The following is an 18,813-nucleotide window of genomic DNA, read 5'->3' as shown; positions in this document are numbered from 1 at the left end:
CTAGCCACTAGACTGAGCTAAGCACTTATCAAGAAAAAAAAGAACCCTACTTAAAAGAAGTAGAGTCCTTTATCATTTATATAGTAAAAATCAATGCTATAAGTACGGATTGTATTTCATCTTAAAAAAATAAATTTAATATTTGATAAGTTATTCCTGCTAAAATAGCTGAAATTGGTAAAGTGATTACCCATGTTATAACAATTTTTCGAGCTACTCCCCATTTTACGCCTTTTACACGTTGAGCAGAACCAACCCCCATAATAGCAGAAGAGATAACATGAGTTGTACTAACTGGGAGGTGAATAGTAGTTGCCCCGAAAATAATTAGTGCTGAAGCTAGATCAGCGGCCGCTCCATTTACCGGACGGATTTTCATAATTTTACCGCCAACTGTCTTAATGATTTTCCATCCACCGATGGACGTACCAATTCCCATTGCAGTCGCAGCTGAAAGACGAACCCACATCGGAATATCTGAAGATGTTTGGTAATTAGCAGCAATAAGCGCCATTGTAATAATCCCCATTGCCTTTTGAGCATCATTTGTTCCGTGTGTAAATGATTGTAGAGCAGCTGTCCCAATTTGAAATAACCTAAAACCTTTATTAGATTTGTATAAATTCGTTCTTCTGAATAGAACAGCAAACAGACTCATCATGACAAATCCAAAAGCTAGAGCTAAAAATGGTGAAATAAGTAGCGCCTGAAGGATTTTGATAAATCCATTCCAATTCAGGATACCAAAACCTGCTGCTGAAATAGCTGCACCTGCTATAGAACCAATTAACGCATGGGAGGAGCTACTCGGTATACCATAATACCATGTGATAAGATTCCAAGCGATCGCGGCAATAAGAGCCGCTAAAATGACAACTGAACCATTATCAAGTGCAAAAGGATCCACAATATCCTTTGTTATCGTTTTAGCTACACCGGTAAAAGTTAAAGCACCGACAAAGTTCATTACAGCAGCCAAAATAATCGCTTTTCTTGGTGACAGAGCACGTGTAGACACAGAAGTTGCAATAGCATTTGCTGTATCGTGAAACCCATTGATAAAATCAAATGCTAACGCACAAATAACAACTAAGATTGTTAGTAATAGAAGTGTATCCATAATTATTATTAACGCTCCCTTATGCGTTACGCATGATAATAGTTTCGATTGTATTCGCTACATCTTGGCAGCTATCTGTAACTTTCTCAAGCATTTCATATATTTCCTTATGTTGCATGATTTTAATAGGATCTTTTTGTGTAGCAAATAAGTTTTTAATTGATACCCTTAAAAGCTCATCACTTTTTGATTCGATATCCTTAATTTTGATTGCATGTGCTCTCATATCAAGCAATTTCTTGTTTGATAATAATTCCATCGCTTTAGTAACTTCGATAGTACTATCATAAATATAAGCTACAAATTTATCGATGTGCTCATCAAATTCTGTAAAAGAGAACATTTCATAATAGGCTACACATTGCTCTAAGCCATCTAATATATCGTCCATTTTCATTGCTAACTGTAAAATATCTTCGCGTTCAATTGGTGTAATAAAGGTCTTATTTAAATCAACAATCAACTCATGTATGTAAGTATCGCCTTTACTCTCATAGTTTTTCATTACTGATGCTATTTCTTTTAGATCACTAACATTTTTTACTTTTAGATCAATTAAATATTTTGCAGATTCTTCTACATTTTTAGCAACCGTTAAAATCTTCTCAAAAAACACATCTTTTTTTGATCCAAACACCATTAGAAAACCCTCCATAGATTCTATCTATTTTTTTCTTCATCCAATGTCTTATTTTATTGCATTTTGTCGAATTTACAATATATTTATATAAAATTTACAAAACCTTTACATTAGGGTTTTTGGTTTTGATTATTTTCCCAAAAATACGGTTACTCATACATGCGTTTTATAGGCAAAAAAACAGAGGCTTTTACACCTCTGCTAAAATTATCGATTCGATTAATCATTATATAATTCACTTCTAGTTTTTAACTCCTCAAACAAATGGGTAATAATAACCTTTAAAACGGCATATCCTGGGACCGCCAAAATAATCCCGATTACCCCAAATAGATTTCCTGCTGTTAGGATAACAAAGATAATCGTAATTGGATGGATATGAAGATTTCTCCCCATAATTTGTGGAGAAATAAATTTCCCCTCTATTAGTTGGACAACTGTCCAAACAATAATTAGTTTTAGTAGCATGATCGGTGAAGTAACAATCGCGATAATTAATGCTGGAGTAATCGCAATTGCAGGTCCTAAATAAGGGACAATACTTGTAAAAGCTGCTATGAGAGCTAACAAGGAAGCATACTCAAGACCTATAATTAAAAAACCGATAAATAATAAAAACCCGATACAAAAACTGACGATAATTTGTCCCCTAATATAAAGGCTAATACTATTATTGATTTCCTTCATAACATCAAATGTCTGGCTACGAAATGACACTGGCAATAAACTTAAAATATATTTAGGCAGTTTTTTTCCGTCTTTTAATAAATAAAACAAAATGAATGGCATGATAATTAATGCTAAGATGAAGTCCTTGACTGCTCCTACAAAAACTCCAATTCCCATCCATGTATTGTTTACAATTTTTGAAACCTGATTAGAAATATTATTTGCTAGATCAGGTACATTAATATTTAATGTTTTTTGGGCCTCATTAACAAACTGACTTCCAACAATCTGTTCTATCAATTCCTCTACATCTTTCGTATATTGTGGAAAGCTATGAACTAAACTCATAATTTGCTCTCGTAAAAAAGGGATAACAGATACAATTAAAATGCTGATTAAGCCAATAATAATGAGATATAACAAAAGGATTGAATAGACCCTTTTAACTTTTAATTTTTCAAGATAGTTAACAATTGGATTTAACAAATAATAAAGCACTGTTGCCATCATAATAGGTAAAAGCACTGTTTTAAACAGAACTTCTAATGGTGTAAAGATAAACGAGACCTCTCTAAAGATTAATATATTTATTCCAATTAATAATAAAATCATTAAAAAAAGCACAAAACGATTATTTAATATTAGCTTTTTAAATATCTCAGCTTTTGGATGACGTGAATTTTCCATCAACTTTCCCCTCTCAAATACTCCAAAACAATAAGAACTCCATATCGAAACATGAGCCTTCGTATTTTAAGTTACATATTAATAGTACCTTTAATTTCGCAATGTTGTAAATCACTTTGGGCACCTTAAACAATAAATACTTTATTAATTTACTTGAAATTTTCCAGACAACTCTGAGGCTTATTCATATCATGTAACATAATCCTATGTTATAATCATATTATGTAACATAAAGGGGTAATTTTGAATGAAAACTGTAGAAGCAATTAAAGATGAACAACAAATTCTTTCTATTAAGTCATATTTAGAGTGTCGCTCACCCCGTGATTACTGTTTGTTTATGCTCGGCATAAATACAGGTATTCGAATCCATGATTTATTACATTTGCACGTAAAAGATTTTATGACCGAAACTGGTGAATACTATCATTACCTCCAATCGTCGGTACACACAAATCCTCCGGTATACCTTAACTTACAAGTTCGTAACGCATTAAAATCCTGTATTTTAGATGGGTCACTAGATTTTAACGATTACCTTTTTAAATCTAGAAAATCCAACGATCCAATTACCCGCCAGCAAGCCTATCGAATTATTAATGAGGCCGCTAAACAAGCAAGAATTAACGAATCAATTGGGACACACACGCTTCGCAAAACATTCGGATACCATGCCTATCGAAAGGGAATTGCAATCTCTCTCATTCAAAAAAGACTCCAGCACTCCACCCCATCGGAAACACGACAATATATAGGAGTGACAACCCAATCCGCAGTACAAATCAAGCTTGACGTAAATCTATAGAAAGTGAGTTGATGTATATGTTTGCTGATATTTTACACACAGACACATTTATTTTACTAACAGCCATTCTATTAATAGCAGGAGTGTTAACAACAAAATTTTCCGCAAGGCTAGGCGTACCTGCCCTTGTCTTATTTATGATGGTTGGTATGGTAATGGGAAGCGACGTATTAGGTATTATTTATTTTGATAATGCAAGTACTGCCCAAATGATTGGTGTCTTTGCACTTGTTGTTATTCTATTTGAAGGTGGACTTCAAACAAAATGGAAAACTCTTCGCCCTGTCATAATTCCCTCCCTTTCCCTTGCAACAGTTGGTGTTCTTTTAACATCTGGTATTGTTGCCGTCGCAGCAAAGCTTATTCTTGATCTAGGCTGGCTTGAAGCAATTTTGTTTGGAGCCATTGTTGGTTCGACAGATGCTGCAGCGGTATTTGCTGTGTTAAAAGGACAAAATATTAATGAACGAATTGGTACGACATTAGAGGCTGAATCAGGGTCAAACGATCCTATGGCCGTATTTTTAACAGTTGCTATGATTGAAATGATTACTATTCCTGAAACTAGCATCATAACGATGATCGGTTCGTTCTTTGTCCAAATGGGTCTTGGTGTATTATTTGGTTTTATCGCAGGTAAATTAGCAGTTAAAGCATTAAATAAGATAAACCTTGATTCTAGTGGTCTTTATCCCATTTTCGCCATCGCCTTTGCCTTACTCACATACGGAATTACAGCTTTCATGAACGGAAGCGGACTTCTTGCAGTGTATGTATTAGCTATCATTATTGGAAATGCAGAAATTGCTTATAGACATTCAATTTTCCGCTTTTCAGAGGGCTTTGCATGGATGATGCAAATTTCAATGTTTGTTATATTGGGACTTCTCGTCTTCCCATCTGACCTATTCACTTGGGATATTATCTTTAAGGGCATCTTAATTTCAGCGATTCTTATGCTTATAGCTAGACCAGTCGCCGTCTATGTGTCAACGATAAAGATGAAGTTTACAAATAAAGAATTAGTCTTTCTTTCATGGGCAGGTTTAAAAGGAGCAGTACCAATTGTACTTGCGACTTTCCCATTATTAGCAGATATTGAAGGTAGCCAACTCATTTTTAATGTTGTATTTTTCGTCGTTCTTACTAGCTGTTTAATACAAGGAGCAACCGTTACGAACTTAGCTGACAAACTAGGATTAACTGGTCCTAAAAAGGCTACGCCCATGCATTCACTTGAGCTTGTATCTCTTGGAAAAGTAAATACAGAAATGATTGAATATGAAATTGATTCAGACTCAAACTTAGTAGGTAAAACACTTCTTGATATTCCATTCCCAGATGGTACGTTAGTTAACGCAATCATTCGAAATGATCAACTCATTACCCCAACCGGAAACACAAGGATTAAATTAGGAGATTTTCTCTATATCCTTGCATCCAAGAGCAGTAAACCAAAGTTAAAACAAATTCTTCAAGAGAAACAAGATCAAATAGATGAGGAAACTAGTAATTCCTATCAATCTGTATAAAGATTAAAACAATATCTAAAAAAAGACGTTCCATTAAAGGAACGTCTTTACCTACAATCTTTACACTTTTTGAACTTCTAAATATTGAATATGGTGTCCATCAATATTACTAACTTTGAATATAAAACCTTCCTTTTCGACTTCCGTTCCAGCTTTAGCATCGATATTTTCAGTCAAGAACCAACCGCCAATTGTGTCAATTTCTTTATCCGATAAGTTTGTTCCTAGTAGATTGTTTACATCTCCAATTAAAACTTTTCCATCTAAAATAAAATGATTTTCCTTCAATTTACGAATTTCAGGTATTTCATCTTCATCGAATTCATCTCTAATTTCTCCAACAATTTCCTCTAAAATATCTTCAACAGTAACTAAGCCAGAAGTACCTCCATATTCATCAATTAAAATAGCAATGTGAGTACGTTCTTTTTGCATTTTAACTAATAAATCGTGAATGGCTATCGTCTCAATAACACTGATAACTGGATTTATATAGGCTGATAGCTTTAACTCTTTTACACGATCTTGATTCATAACCTTGTCAGTTAACAATTCCTTCATATTCACAAAACCAAGTATGTTATCTTTATCTCCATCATCTACTGGGTATCTTGTATAGTTTTCTTCTCTTACAATATTCAATATTTCATCAAGAGAATCATCAATCGATATACTCACCATTTCAGTACGAGGAACCATTATTTCTTTCGCAATTCTCTCATCAAATTCAAAAATGTTGTTTACATACTTTAACTCTGTCTGATTAATTTCTCCACTCTTGTAGCTTTCTGATAATAAGATACGAAGCTCTTCCTCTGAATGAGCTAAATCATGCTCTGAGGCAGGCTTTAATCCAAAGATCCCAACAAGCAAACGAGCCGAACCATTAAGCAACCAAATAAAAGGATACATAATTCTGTAAAACCAAATAATTGGAACAGATAAATACAAGGTTAGAGCCTCAGCCTTTTGAATAGCAACCGTTTTAGGAGCTAGCTCACCAACTACTACATGCAAAAATGTTACGATCGCAAAGGCTATTCCAAATGATAAAATGCTTGCAATTGATTCATTCAAATGAAAGTATTCAAAAATAGGATGTAACAGCTCTTCAAACGTAGGTTCTCCTAACCAACCAATTCCTAAAGCAGTTACAGTGATCCCTAATTGACAGGCTGATAAATACTCATCTAAATGAGATACTACCCTTTTAGCAGAAACTGCACCTTTTTTCCCTTCAGCAATAAGTTGATCAATTCTAGACGTACGTACTTTCACAATAGCAAATTCTGTTGCTACAAAAAATGCAGTGAAAGCTATTAATAAAGCAAGTAAAAATAAGTTTATCGTGGCCAATGAGTAGTCTTACAAGAGTAAGACCTACACCTCCTATTATTGTTAAATAAGTTTTAATTGATTAATAGTAGCAATGTTTGTATTAACGAAAGGCTTTCATGAGATATTTGCTTTTTCATCTCTTCCTGACTTTTTGGATCATTCCTATCGAGATGGGTAAGAATTTCAGATACATCATTCTCTAGCCCTCTAATTCTCAATCTTAATTCGTGAACATCTATTTCCTCCGCATCTTTCTCTAACATTTCTTTTTTTATTTTGTCTAAAGACATTCCCTCTGCTTTGCACTTTTCAATATAGTGTAGACGCTCTATAGCGGATTGATCATAGTACCGATAATTCGAAGCAGAACGTTCTGCCTTCAACAAACCTATTGTTGTATAATAGTCAATTGTTCTTTTCGTCACGTTAGTAATTCCAGCTAATTCACCGATTCTTAGATTCTCTGCCCCATGTTATCACCCCAAAACCAAAACGTTATAGTTTATATTAACAGTTTAATAGAATCTAAACAAACTTTCAACTTATTAATACCTTTTAATAGGCTCTGTTAAACTTGGTTGTGATTTCCGAGACATGCGTTCACTTTCTGCCGGCCGTCAAGGAGCCTCCTTTGTGTTTTGCACCATTGGGTCTCCCTTGGACTCGCACACTCGAAGGAATTTTACGTATCCGCTACAAAAGTGCAAAAAATCAGCAGTTAGTCATTACAGGCCAGAGCCTGTTAATATATAACCCAAAATTAAAAGCAGTGGACTTTAAGTTCCACTGCTTTATCAGGCTGACAGGCTACTTTAAACTATTAACGTTTTTGAATTTCTTCCATCAACAACTTATTAACCATTGGTGGATTGGCTTGTCCTTTTGTCGCTTTCATAATTTGACCAACTAAGAAACCAATAGCCTTTTGCTTGCCATTTTTAAAATCGTCGACAGATTGTGGATTTGCATCTAAAGCGTCTGTAACAAATTTACGAAGTGTTTCATCATCAGAAATTTGAACGAGGCCTTTTTCTTTTACGATTTTTTCAGCGTCTCCGCCATTTTCAATAAGCTCCTTGAAAACCTGCTTTGCAATTTTAGAAGAAATGGTTCCGTTTTCGATGAGTTTGATCATACCAGCTAATCCTTCTGCTGTAAGAGCCACATCCTTCAGCTCTTTACCTTCAGCATTTAAGTATGCTGATACTTCACCCATGATCCAGTTAGAAGCCTGCTTTGCTTCCGCCCCAGCCTCTAGAGTTTGTTCGAAGAAGTCGGACATTTCCTTTGTCATCGTCAATACTTGTGCATCATATTCAGGTAAACCGAGCTCATCAATATAACGTTTACGACGATCGTCTGGAAGCTCGGGAATGGACGCGCGAATTCGTTCCTTCCATTCTTCATCAATATAAAGCTCAACAAGATCTGGTTCAGGGAAATAACGATAATCGTCAGAACCTTCTTTTACACGCATTAAGATCGTCTTTTTTGTGGCCTCATCATAGCGACGCGTCTCTTGGTCAATCACACCACCTGAGCGGAGAACCTTTTCTTGACGTTTTTCTTCATATTCTAAACCTTTTTGTACAAATGCAAATGAGTTTAAGTTTTTCAGCTCTGTTTTCGTACCAAATTCTTCTTGCCCTACTGGACGAAGTGAAATATTAGCATCACAGCGGAGTGAGCCTTCTTCCATTTTACAGTCAGAAACCTCTGTATATTGAATAATAGCTTTTAGTTTTTCTAAATAAGCATATGCTTCTTCAGGTGTACGAATATCTGGTTCAGATACGATTTCAATAAGTGGTGTACCTTGACGGTTGAGGTCAACTAATGAGTAGCCGTCACCAGAGTGGATTAGCTTACCAGCATCCTCTTCCATATGAATACGTGTAATCCCGATTCTTTTCGTTTCACCGTTTACTTCAATATCAATCCATCCGTTTTCACCAATCGGCTTATCAAATTGAGAAATTTGGTATGCCTTTGGATTATCCGGATAAAAGTAATTTTTACGATCAAACTTTGTTTCAGTGGCAACTTCACAATTTAGTGCCATACATGCTTTCATAGCGAAGTCGACAACCTTCTTATTCAATACTGGTAAAACACCAGGATAACCTAATTCGACAACAGTTGTATTTGTATTAGGTTCCGCTCCGAAATGGTTTGGTGCACTTGAAAAGATTTTTGATTCTGTTTTTAACTCAACATGGACTTCTAGTCCGATAACCGTTTCATAATTCATTGGTTTCTCACCCCTTACAGTTCAGGTTTTGCTTTATGATGATCTGTTGCTTGCTCAAACGCATGGGCAACTCGGTAAATTGTACTCTCGTCGAAATGCTTACCAATAATTTGTAACCCAAGTGGTAAACCATTGGATAAACCACAAGGAACTGAAATACCAGGTACACCTGCTAGGTTCACTGGGATCGTTAAAATGTCATTTGCATACATTGTTAACGGATCTTTTACATTTTCACCAATTTTAAATGCTGGTGTCGGTGTTGTTGGCCCTATAATAACATCGTATTTTTCAAAAACATCTTCAAAATCTTTTTTAATTAATGTTCGAACCTTTTGAGCCTTTTTGTAGTATGCGTCATAGTAACCAGAGCTTAACGCAAATGTGCCAAGCATAATCCGGCGTTTTACTTCATCACCAAATCCTTCTGCACGACTTTGCTTGTACAACTCAATTAAGCTTTCTGCATTATCAGAACGGTGACCGTAGCGCACACCATCAAAGCGAGAAAGATTTGCAGATGCTTCTGATGAAGATAATAAATAGTAAGTAGCAAGAGCATATTTAGAGTGTGGTAATGATACCTCTTCCCATGTTGCTCCTTGTCCTTCTAACACTTTAAGTGCATCTAGAACAGATTGCTTTACTTCTTCCTTAACACCTTCACCAAGATACTCTTTTGGCACGGCAATTTTCAATCCCTTTACATCACCAGTTAATGATGAAAGAAAGTCTGGCACTTCAACATCTGCCGATGTAGAGTCCATTTCATCAACACCAGAAATTGCTTGTAAAAGGAATGCATTATCTTCAACATTTCGTGTAATTGGTCCAATTTGATCTAAAGAAGATGCAAATGCTACCAATCCAAAGCGTGAAACACGACCATATGTAGGCTTTAACCCAACAACTCCACAAAAAGCTGCTGGCTGACGAATCGACCCACCTGTATCAGAGCCTAATGAAAAAGGAACTTCACCTGCTGCAACCGCTGCTGCTGATCCACCACTTGAACCACCTGGTACTGTTTCAAGATTCCAAGGATTTCTCGTTGGTTTGTAGCCTGAGTTTTCTGTAGAAGAACCCATCGCAAACTCATCCATATTTAATTTACCGATTGTAACAGCTTCAGCATTTTGAAGATGTTTAACAACGGTAGCATCATAAATAGGATCAAAGTTTTCTAGAATTTTACTTGCACATGTAGTCCGCAAACCCTTTGTAACAATATTATCTTTTATTCCAATTGGCATACCAACTAATAAGCCAAACTCGTCACGACTACCTAATGCTTCATCTAATTCCTTCGCATATGTACGTGCGTTTTCCTCATTTAAAGTTAAAAACGCGCCAACTTTGTCGTCTACCTCTTGAATACGATTATAAGATTCATCAACTAGTTCAGAAACTTTGATTTCTTTTTTATGTAAAAGTTCTTTTAATTCTGATATTTTATGATCAAAAAGCGCCATGCTTGTCCCTCCCTTATTCTAGAATTGATGGTACACGAATATACCCATCAGCATGATCTGGAGCATTTTTAACAACCTCTTCGTTATCTAATCCCTTTTTCGGAATATCCTCGCGCATAATATTTTTCATATCTAATACATGTGACGTTGGTTTAACATTTTCAGTATCTACTTCATTTAGTTGCTCAGCAAACGTGATGATTGCATCTAACTGACTAGCAAAAAGCTCCGCATCCTCTTCATTAATTGATAAGCGTGCTAAATTAGCTACGTGTTTAACTTGATCAGTTGAAATTCTTGACATATCCTTTCACCTCCACAAAATCGTTCATTCACAATACTCTGATGATACCAAACTAAGGACTATTTAATCAACAATTCCTAAGAAAAGCATATAACAAGCCAACTTAAAGCTATTGTCCTCCTTCAACTAACTATATAATTTCCAACTTTTACTTTAGATACAAAAAAAACATCCTTCCTCTAAATAAATAGAAGAAGGATGTTTTAATTCTATATTAGGATTTTTTCAATTCTTCTTTAAACATATCAAACTCATTTTGGACTTCTTCTGAAGGCGCCTTTCCTATTAAACTTACAATCATAATTGCAATCCATGCAAATATGAATCCTGGTGCTAGCTCATACAGATCAAAAATTCCACCTGTAAGATTTGACCAAATAATTACTGTTACAGCACCAACAATAATTCCTGCCAATGCACCATTTCTCGTCATACGCTTCCAGAACAAGCTCAAGATTATTACTGGACCAAATGCAGCACCAAAACCAGCCCAAGCATAGCTTACTAGTTCCAGAACTTTACTATCACGATCATATCCTAGTAGGATAGCAATAACCGCGATAACAAGTACTGCAATTCTACCTACGAGCATTTCTTCCTTTTGTGTTGCCTCTTTTCTAAAAATTGCTTTATAAAAATCCTGTGTTAAAGCACTTGAAGAAACTAGTAACTGAGAATCCACAGTACTCATAATTGCCGAAAGAATGGCTGCAAGTAAGAAACCAGCTACCCATGGGTTAAATAACACTTGTGAAAACATGATAAAGACAGTTTCTGAGTTCTCAAGAGGAGTTTCAGCAAAGTAAGCAATTCCCGAAAAGCCGATAAAAATTGCTCCAAATAGTGAAATAATCATCCATGTCATCCCAATTAAACGCGCTTTTGGAATTTCTTTTGTCGATTTGATTCCCATAAAGCGAACTATGATATGAGGCTGACCAAAATACCCTAGGCCCCAAGCTAGTAGTGAAACGACTCCTATAAACGTTGCACCTGTTGTTATATCTAGATAAGATGGATCAATATTTCCGACCTTTTGTATTGTTTCACCCCAACCACCAAGTTCATATATAACAGTAATTGGTATAATAATTAGGGCTAATAACATTAAAATCCCTTGAATAAAGTCAGTCCAGCTTGCAGCTAAAAACCCTCCAAAAAACGTATATGAAAGAATAACGGCTGCTCCAACCCATAAAGCTAACGTGTAATCCATTCCAAATGAACTTTCTAAAAGAACCGCACCACCTACAAGACTTGACGATGTGTAGAATGTAAAGAATACAAGAATAACAATAGCAGAAACTACTCGAAGAATCTTTGAACCGTCACGAAAGCGATTTTCAAAAAAGTCTGGTACAGTTATAGAATCATTTGCAACTTCAGTATATACCCTAAAGGGTTTAGCGATAAATTGCCAATTCAAGTATGCACCAACTGCTAAACCAATTGCTAGCCATGCTTCTCCCATTCCACCAAGATACATAGCACCTGGTAAACCTAGCATTAGCCATCCACTCATATCGGATGAACCCGCACTTAAAGCAGCAACTCCTGCACTTAGACGTCTTCCACCTAATACATAATCAGATAAATTACTTGTCATTTTTGCTGCAATTATCCCGATTACTAACATTCCTATTAAATAAATGATAATTGCTGTTAATGTTGGCAAATTAATTTCCATTATTAATTATCTCTCCTTTCAGTAAAGTATGTTACAAGTGACAATAAAATAAGCAATGGCATTGGTACAAATAACCAAAATATAGTTGCTCCTGTTAATGCATGTTCCATCGATGCTTCACCTCCTAAATATGCTATCAACAAATCCTTATGCAAGCTTATGCAATTTCATGATGATTAACCATAATAGTTTAGTAGGTTGACGATGCCCACAAGACGTTTACAATCGTAACACAATATGACAGACCTCACAAATTTACTCGTTCATAAATTATTCTCAAATGTATATTTATTCATAAAAACGTATCGATTAGACACTATATCCTATTATTCATTATATCTATTCATTTAAATTCATAAAATTAAGTTTGCATTCTCCTAAAAAATCAGCTTGTTTTTTTGCAGAAGTTTGTCTTTTACAAGAAAAAAATCCAAAGTAATTTCGCTATAAAACTTTTTTTATTTTCTTCATTTATTTTTCTCGTAAACTTAATTGGAGATGATTTGAATTTCTAGAAGATTCTTCTGAAACATGATAAGATGTACAAAATGAATCATTGTCAGGAGTGGACTTTGTGAAGAAATTTTTGTTCGGCTTTGGAGGCTTTTTAATCCTTCTAGGTGCAGCCGGAATTATAAATCATATTTCAATGGCCATAAAGGCGGTACAAGAAGAACAGGAAATCTATGGGGGATCCATTCCCTTCATGATTCTTCAAATGACTGGTTCAACCATTGGACCTTACATATCATGCATAATTGGCGGAGGAATGATCATCGCCATTACACTCTTCCTTAATGAGTATCAAAAGCGTAGCGAGCTAACATCCCAATTAATTCAAGCACTCACTGAACAACGGTCGATTCAAAGTGAGAAAAAAACAGATAATCACAATTCAACTCGCGAGGATTACAAAGATACAAACACTAAGGTCATCAGTACTACAAAAACCGATGTTGAACTCTCTGTAGATCAGGATGATGAACGGTATTTTTGGAAGGGTTAATAAGAAAAGCGCAAGCGCCTTGTTCAGACCCGACAAGCATAAGACGCAAATGAATAGAAGAGTTCTTTGTCTTCAATTCATTTGTGGCTTAGACCCAAGAGGGTCTAAGCGCTGGAGCTAGACCACCAAAACTAAGTACAAAATTTTATACTTTCTTACCTTTAAAAAAAGGAATAAAGGGACTGACTCAAAATTTAGTCAGTCCCTTTACTGTTTATAGCATTTCAGACGTTGTTTTTGCCTGCATATGCAGCAGTAGATAATCAGGTCCCCCTGCTTTTGAATCAGTCCCAGACATATTAAAACCACCAAATGGTTGATAACCTACAATAGCTCCTGTACAGCCACGGTTAAAATAGAGATTTCCTACATGAAAGTCTTCTCGAGCCTTTTCTATATGTGAACGATTATTTGTTAAAACAGCACCTGTGAGTCCAAATTCTGTATTGTTGGCAATATCAATTGCATGATCAAAATCTCTCGCCTTACAAAAGGCAACGACTGGGCCAAAAATTTCTTCTTTCATAATTCTGGCATTTTCACTAACATCTGCAAAAATGGTCGGCTCGATGAAGAAGCCTTGTGAGTTATCACCATTCCCTCCAGCGACTAATCTCCCTTCCACTTTACCGATTTCAATATAGCTTAGTATTTTTTCATAGGCAGCCTGATCAATGACAGGACCCATATAAATCGTTGATTCCTTTGTATTACCAACTGTTAGATTCTTTGTGATTTCCACAACTCGAGTTAACACTCGATCATATACGTCTTCAAGAATAACAGCGCGAGAGCATGCAGAACATTTTTGACCTGAAAATCCAAAAGCAGATGCGACAATTGATTGTGCTGCTAATTCTAAATCAGCAGATGAATCAACAACAATCGTGTCTTTTCCACCCATCTCTGCTATAACACGCTTTAACCAAATTTGCCCTTCATGAACCTTTGCAGCCCGCTCATATATCCTTACACCAACCTCACGCGAGCCAGTAAAACTAATAAACCTGGTTCGATGGTGATCAACTAAATAATCTCCTACCTCAGCACCGCTTCCCGGTACATAATTAACGACACCTGGCGGTAATCCTGCTTCCTCTAATACTTCAATAAATTTTGCTGCAACAACCGGTGTTGTACTAGCTGGCTTTAATAAAACTGTATTCCCAGAAACGAATGCAGCTGAAGTCATCCCAGCCATAATCGCAAATGCGAAATTCCATGGAGAAATAACGATACCTACTCCAAGCGGTATGTAGTTAAAACGGTTATATTCAATTTGTCGACTCTCAACAGGAATCCCATCCTTTAAGCTCAACATTTGTCGACCGTAATACTCCATAAAGTCAATTGCCTCAGCAGTATCAGCGTCTGCCTCATTCCAAGGCTTCCCTGCTTCTTTTACAAGAAGTGCCGAAAACTCATGTTTACGTCTCCGAACAATAGCAGCGGCCCGAAACAAAATATCTGCTCTCATTTCCGGCTTAGACTTTCGCCAAGATTTGAACGTTTCATCTGCAATCTGCATCGCTTTTTCCGCATGCTCCCTAGTTGCCTTAGATACGGAACCAATAATTTCTTCCTTATTTGCAGGGTTTATAGAGATGATTTTATCCTTTGTTGCCACACGCTCTCCACCGATAACCAAGTCATAATCGTGATTTAAATAGGAGTGAACAACTTTAAGACCTGCTTCAAACGCATGTTTATTCTCTTCTACTAAAAAGTCTGTAAATGGTTCGTGCTTATAAGGTACTACCATTTTCGAACGCCTCCTTTAAATTTTAAGATAGAGCGTTAAGATCATGACATTTCCTTCATTCAAACTCACACATAAAACTGATCTTGTGTTTGAGCTCTTATGCTTCATTCGTATGCATACCTATTGATAGAAATGAGTATCTTTTCTTTCTAGTTCCTTTAGCGTTCGGTGTTGACTTTAAAAAATTAGCACTGAGGTAAATGTCAAAGCGCTTTTCCAAAGTAAAAGCATATTATTATTTTCTTACAAACATAAAAATGCAAGCTAAGATTTTGTCCTTAGCTTGCATCCTCACCTTACATTTACTTATAAATATGAACAGTTGGCTCTTCTTGGTTTGGCTCTTTCAGTATTAGCGCTTCCTGTCCTGTAGTAGACATAACATTAACTTCAAGTGTTACATAGTCAGGGAAATATTCCATAACCTTACCTGTTACAAACTGTGTAAAGGCGATCACTTCCGCTTTTCCGTAAAATTGCATCGGAATTTCTATATCTAAATAATTTAATTCTCCGTTTTTATAAAAGGCTTTTCCAATTACACCTGTGTAATTAGGGAAAAATTCCTCAACATCAGATTTAAAACGATTGAACATTTGTGCATCATCTCGATAATCACTTGTCGCTTCATCTGATGGAAAGAAATAATAATCCTCATCAATTCCTTCCCACTTACCAAGACTATTACTTCCCGCCTTCACAACCGTTTTCGTTACGAAATTACCAGGAACAATCGAAGATTTTTTTTCTTGTTCATATATCGCAATAACAATTGGAACATTTCCCAATCCTTTTGTGTTTCTTACACGATTAATCACTTGTTGAGCATATTCTTTCCCTTTTGCTAAAAGCTCACTTGTACTTATTCGCTTCTCACGAGCATACCCGTCTTCCTGTTGAAAATAATGAACAGAGTTCATCGCTAGACCAATGACAACTCCACCTAATTCAACTGTATCATCCTCTCGGATTAAATAATTATGTTCAAGAATGTGGGATAAGTAGATCGGATTTTCCGAATGTAATTCCTCAAGATTCCCCTCCTCAGGCAATGCTGGATTTAGCCCGATCTCAGTATATTCTTTCTTTGCCTCTTTCGCTTTTTCTTGTTCATTTTTTAACTTTTCACCGGTTAGCTTTCGATTTAGCCAACCTTGAATGACTTCTCCAGTTAAATATTGACCTTCTTGATATAAATATTTATCAGGAGAAAATGTGTCTTGGGCAACCCTCATTAAACCTGTTTCAAATTCATCAATATCTAAGCGGGTATTTAATTGTTCTGAAACAAGTCCTCTTGCTTCCCCTGGTTTAAATGGCAAAATCATCTTGTAATACGAATCTGAAATATTGTATTTTGGGATAATCGCCTGTTCCTTTGACTCGTCCTCTATTTCCTGCACGATTTCTTCTTGCTCTCCAAAGTTTGGTGCACAAGCTGTTAATACAAAAAAGCTTGTTAACACCATAATTAGTTTCTTTTTCAAGTGATTCCACACCTCTTATTTATTTAGTTCATCAAAGAGCCGAGCTTCGTCCCATATTTCTATATTTAATTCTTGGGCTTTCTTTAACTTGCTTCCTGCTGATTCACCAGCTACCACAAGATCTGTACTTTTACTTACGCTACCGGTTACTTTACCACCAAGTGCTTCAATACCTTCTTTTGCTTCATTTCTTGATAGCTGTTCAAGCTTCCCTGTTAATACAACAGTCTTTCCAGCTAGGTATGAATCACTGTCTTCAACCCTAATCAGCTTTGGTCCCTTGTATGTCGTATTTACACCTAAAGATTTAAGCTCATTTACTAAATACTGCACATCTGGGTTATCAAAATAAGTGACAACTGCATCAGCCATTTTGTCTCCTATTTCATTTATCGCAATAAGCTCATCCTTTGTGGCTTGCTGAAGAATTTCAATTGTTTCAAATTCTTGAGCTAATGTTTTTGCGGCTTTAGCACCAACATGGCGAATCCCTAAACCAAACAATAGTCTTTCAAGTGAGTTTTCTTTTGATTGTACAATTGCATTTAATAAATTATCGGTAGATTTTTCTCCCATTCTCTCAAGCTCGAGAAGCTGATCTCTCGTTAATCTGTATAAATCTGCAACATCCTTAATTAATCCTTCTTGAAACAATTGTGCTACAACTCTTTCACCAAGACCATCAATGTTCATTGCATTCCTTGATACAAAATGAATAAGACCTTCTTTAATTTGAGCCGGACATTGTGGATTAATACAACGAAGGGCAACCTCACCTTCAATACGAACTAGCTCACTTTCACAAGCAGGGCAATGTGTAGGCATCGAAAAGGTTTGTTCTTCACCAGTGCGCAGATCTATTAGCACATTGACAACCTCAGGTATGATATCACCTGCTTTTTTGACAACAACCGTATCACCAATTTTAATATCCTTTTCTCTAATTAAATCTTCATTATGAAGTGAGGCACGTTGAACAGTTGTCCCCGCAACCCGAACTGGCTCTAATAAAGCTGTTGGAGTAATGACACCAGTCCGACCTACACTTAATTCAATATCCACTAGCTTTGTCATAACTTCTTCTGCTGGAAATTTGTAAGCAATGGCCCAACGTGGACTCTTAGCAGTAAACCCAAGCTCTTCCTGTTGAGCGAGAGAATCCACCTTAATAACGATACCATCAATATCGTAAGATAAATTTGCTCTTTTTTCTTGAAGATCTTCTATGATGGTGAGGACTTCTTCAATCGTTTCACATTTTCTTCGTTCTTGATTTGTTTTAAATCCTACTTCTTCTAGTAGATCTAGTGCTTCACTATGTTTTTCAACACCTGTTCCACCTAAATCTGCAATACTGTATACAAAGATATCTAAATTACGCTTTGCAGCTATTTTAGGGTCTAGCTGTCTAATGGAACCAGCTGCAGCATTACGTGGGTTTGCGAATGGCTCTTCTTCAAGTTGTAATCGTAATTCATTCAACTTCTCAAAGGACTTTTTCGGCATAAATGCCTCACCACGTACTTCAAAGGACAATTCCTTCTTCAATCTAAGTGGAATGGAGCGTATCGTTTTGAGGTTTTCCGTAATATCCTCACCTGTTGTACCGTCTCCTCGCGTAGCACCTTGTACAAACAGTCCATTTTCATATCTTAGAGAAACCGCTAAACCATCAATTTTCAATTCAACAACATATTGAACATCGTCACCTACAGACTGTTTTACTCGACGGTCAAAATCACGTAAATCAGCCTCATTAAAAGCGTTACCTAAGCTTAGCATTGGTGTTTTGTGAACAACCTTTTGAAAAGCAGCTAACACAGTACCCCCGACTCTTTGTGTCGGGGAATCTGAGGTTTTCAATTCAGGAAATGCTTCTTCAAGCTTTAATAGTTCCTGCATAAGGCGGTCATATTCAGAATCAGGCACGCTTGGTTTATCTAAAACATTGTATTCATAATTATAAGTGTTAATTAGCTCATGGAGCTCGCGAGCTAGTTTATTTGCTGATTGTTTATCCATTCAGATGTCCAATCCTTTCTACCGAACTATC

Annotated in this window: 15 protein-coding genes; 3 read left to right on the top strand and 12 right to left on the bottom strand. The window is 36.2% G+C overall.

Going from position 1 to position 18,813, the window contains the following annotated elements; all coding sequences use genetic code 11:
* Positions 1 to 121 precede the first annotated feature (121 nt).
* From HUW50_RS11125 to HUW50_RS11115, 3 genes are all read right to left on the bottom strand, one after another.
* On the bottom strand, positions 122 to 1,120 hold the full coding sequence (locus HUW50_RS11125; protein WP_066333660.1) for an inorganic phosphate transporter: 999 nt from the start codon (positions 1,118 to 1,120) through the stop codon (positions 122 to 124).
* 19 nt (positions 1,121 to 1,139) lie between these two features.
* Positions 1,140 to 1,760 (bottom strand): DUF47 domain-containing protein, encoded by a 621-nt coding sequence (locus HUW50_RS11120; RefSeq protein WP_066333663.1) that lies wholly within the window; start codon positions 1,758 to 1,760, stop codon positions 1,140 to 1,142.
* 219 nt (positions 1,761 to 1,979) lie between these two features.
* Positions 1,980 to 3,116, bottom strand: coding sequence for an AI-2E family transporter (locus HUW50_RS11115; protein ID WP_066333666.1), 1,137 nt, complete (start codon positions 3,114 to 3,116; stop codon positions 1,980 to 1,982).
* Between the two features lie 247 nt (positions 3,117 to 3,363).
* Here HUW50_RS11115 and HUW50_RS11110 point away from each other — a divergent pair, with 247 nt between their 5' ends.
* Positions 3,364 to 3,921 (top strand): tyrosine-type recombinase/integrase, encoded by a 558-nt coding sequence (locus HUW50_RS11110; protein WP_066333670.1) that lies wholly within the window; start codon positions 3,364 to 3,366, stop codon positions 3,919 to 3,921.
* Between the two features lie 17 nt (positions 3,922 to 3,938).
* Positions 3,939 to 5,453, top strand: a complete 1,515-nt coding sequence (locus HUW50_RS11105; protein WP_066333672.1) for a potassium/proton antiporter — start codon at positions 3,939 to 3,941, stop codon at positions 5,451 to 5,453.
* A gap of 60 nt (positions 5,454 to 5,513) precedes the next feature.
* Here HUW50_RS11105 and HUW50_RS11100 read toward each other — a convergent pair whose 3' ends face one another.
* The 6 genes from HUW50_RS11100 to putP form a co-directional block, all read right to left on the bottom strand.
* Positions 5,514 to 6,809 (bottom strand): hemolysin family protein, encoded by a 1,296-nt coding sequence (locus HUW50_RS11100; RefSeq protein ID WP_066333681.1) that lies wholly within the window; start codon positions 6,807 to 6,809, stop codon positions 5,514 to 5,516.
* Between the two features lie 53 nt (positions 6,810 to 6,862).
* Entirely contained in the window at positions 6,863 to 7,243 is a 381-nt protein-coding gene (locus tag HUW50_RS11095) for a MerR family transcriptional regulator (RefSeq protein ID WP_083964648.1), read from the bottom strand.
* Positions 7,244 to 7,611: 368 nt separating this feature from the next.
* Positions 7,612 to 9,042 (bottom strand): Asp-tRNA(Asn)/Glu-tRNA(Gln) amidotransferase subunit GatB, encoded by a 1,431-nt coding sequence (gene gatB, locus HUW50_RS11090; protein WP_066333690.1) that lies wholly within the window; start codon positions 9,040 to 9,042, stop codon positions 7,612 to 7,614.
* A 14-nt stretch (positions 9,043 to 9,056) separates the two neighbouring features.
* A complete protein-coding gene (gene gatA / locus HUW50_RS11085) occupies positions 9,057 to 10,514 on the bottom strand; it encodes an Asp-tRNA(Asn)/Glu-tRNA(Gln) amidotransferase subunit GatA (protein ID WP_066333700.1) in 1,458 nt (485 codons plus the stop codon).
* 13 nt (positions 10,515 to 10,527) lie between these two features.
* The gene (gene gatC, locus HUW50_RS11080; RefSeq protein WP_066333703.1) at positions 10,528 to 10,818 is read right to left on the bottom strand and encodes an Asp-tRNA(Asn)/Glu-tRNA(Gln) amidotransferase subunit GatC; all 291 of its coding nucleotides are present in this window, start codon (positions 10,816 to 10,818) and stop codon (positions 10,528 to 10,530) included.
* A gap of 214 nt (positions 10,819 to 11,032) precedes the next feature.
* Positions 11,033 to 12,505 (bottom strand): sodium/proline symporter PutP, encoded by a 1,473-nt coding sequence (gene putP, locus HUW50_RS11075; RefSeq protein ID WP_311774046.1) that lies wholly within the window; start codon positions 12,503 to 12,505, stop codon positions 11,033 to 11,035.
* A 574-nt stretch (positions 12,506 to 13,079) separates the two neighbouring features.
* On the opposite strand from putP, the gene HUW50_RS11070 reads away from it, so the two are divergent.
* On the top strand, positions 13,080 to 13,511 hold the full coding sequence (locus HUW50_RS11070) for a hypothetical protein (RefSeq protein ID WP_185653906.1): 432 nt from the start codon (positions 13,080 to 13,082) through the stop codon (positions 13,509 to 13,511).
* A gap of 214 nt (positions 13,512 to 13,725) precedes the next feature.
* On the opposite strand, the gene pruA is transcribed toward HUW50_RS11070, so the two are convergent.
* The 3 genes from pruA to ligA all read right to left on the bottom strand — a co-directional run bounded on the left by pruA (position 13,726) and on the right by ligA (position 18,782).
* Positions 13,726 to 15,273, bottom strand: a complete 1,548-nt coding sequence (gene pruA, locus HUW50_RS11065; RefSeq protein WP_185653905.1) for an L-glutamate gamma-semialdehyde dehydrogenase — start codon at positions 15,271 to 15,273, stop codon at positions 13,726 to 13,728.
* A gap of 302 nt (positions 15,274 to 15,575) precedes the next feature.
* Entirely contained in the window at positions 15,576 to 16,760 is a 1,185-nt protein-coding gene (locus tag HUW50_RS11060; RefSeq protein ID WP_066333719.1) for a CamS family sex pheromone protein, read from the bottom strand.
* Positions 16,761 to 16,775: 15 nt separating this feature from the next.
* Positions 16,776 to 18,782, bottom strand: coding sequence for an NAD-dependent DNA ligase LigA (gene ligA / locus HUW50_RS11055; RefSeq protein ID WP_066333722.1), 2,007 nt, complete (start codon positions 18,780 to 18,782; stop codon positions 16,776 to 16,778).
* Between the last annotated feature and the right edge of the window lie 31 nt (positions 18,783 to 18,813).

This window comes from Metabacillus sp. KUDC1714, from assembly GCF_014217835.1.
GTDB lineage: Bacteria > Bacillota > Bacilli > Bacillales > Bacillaceae > Metabacillus > Metabacillus rhizosphaerae.
This window is presented reverse-complemented; position numbering and strand designations above follow the sequence as displayed.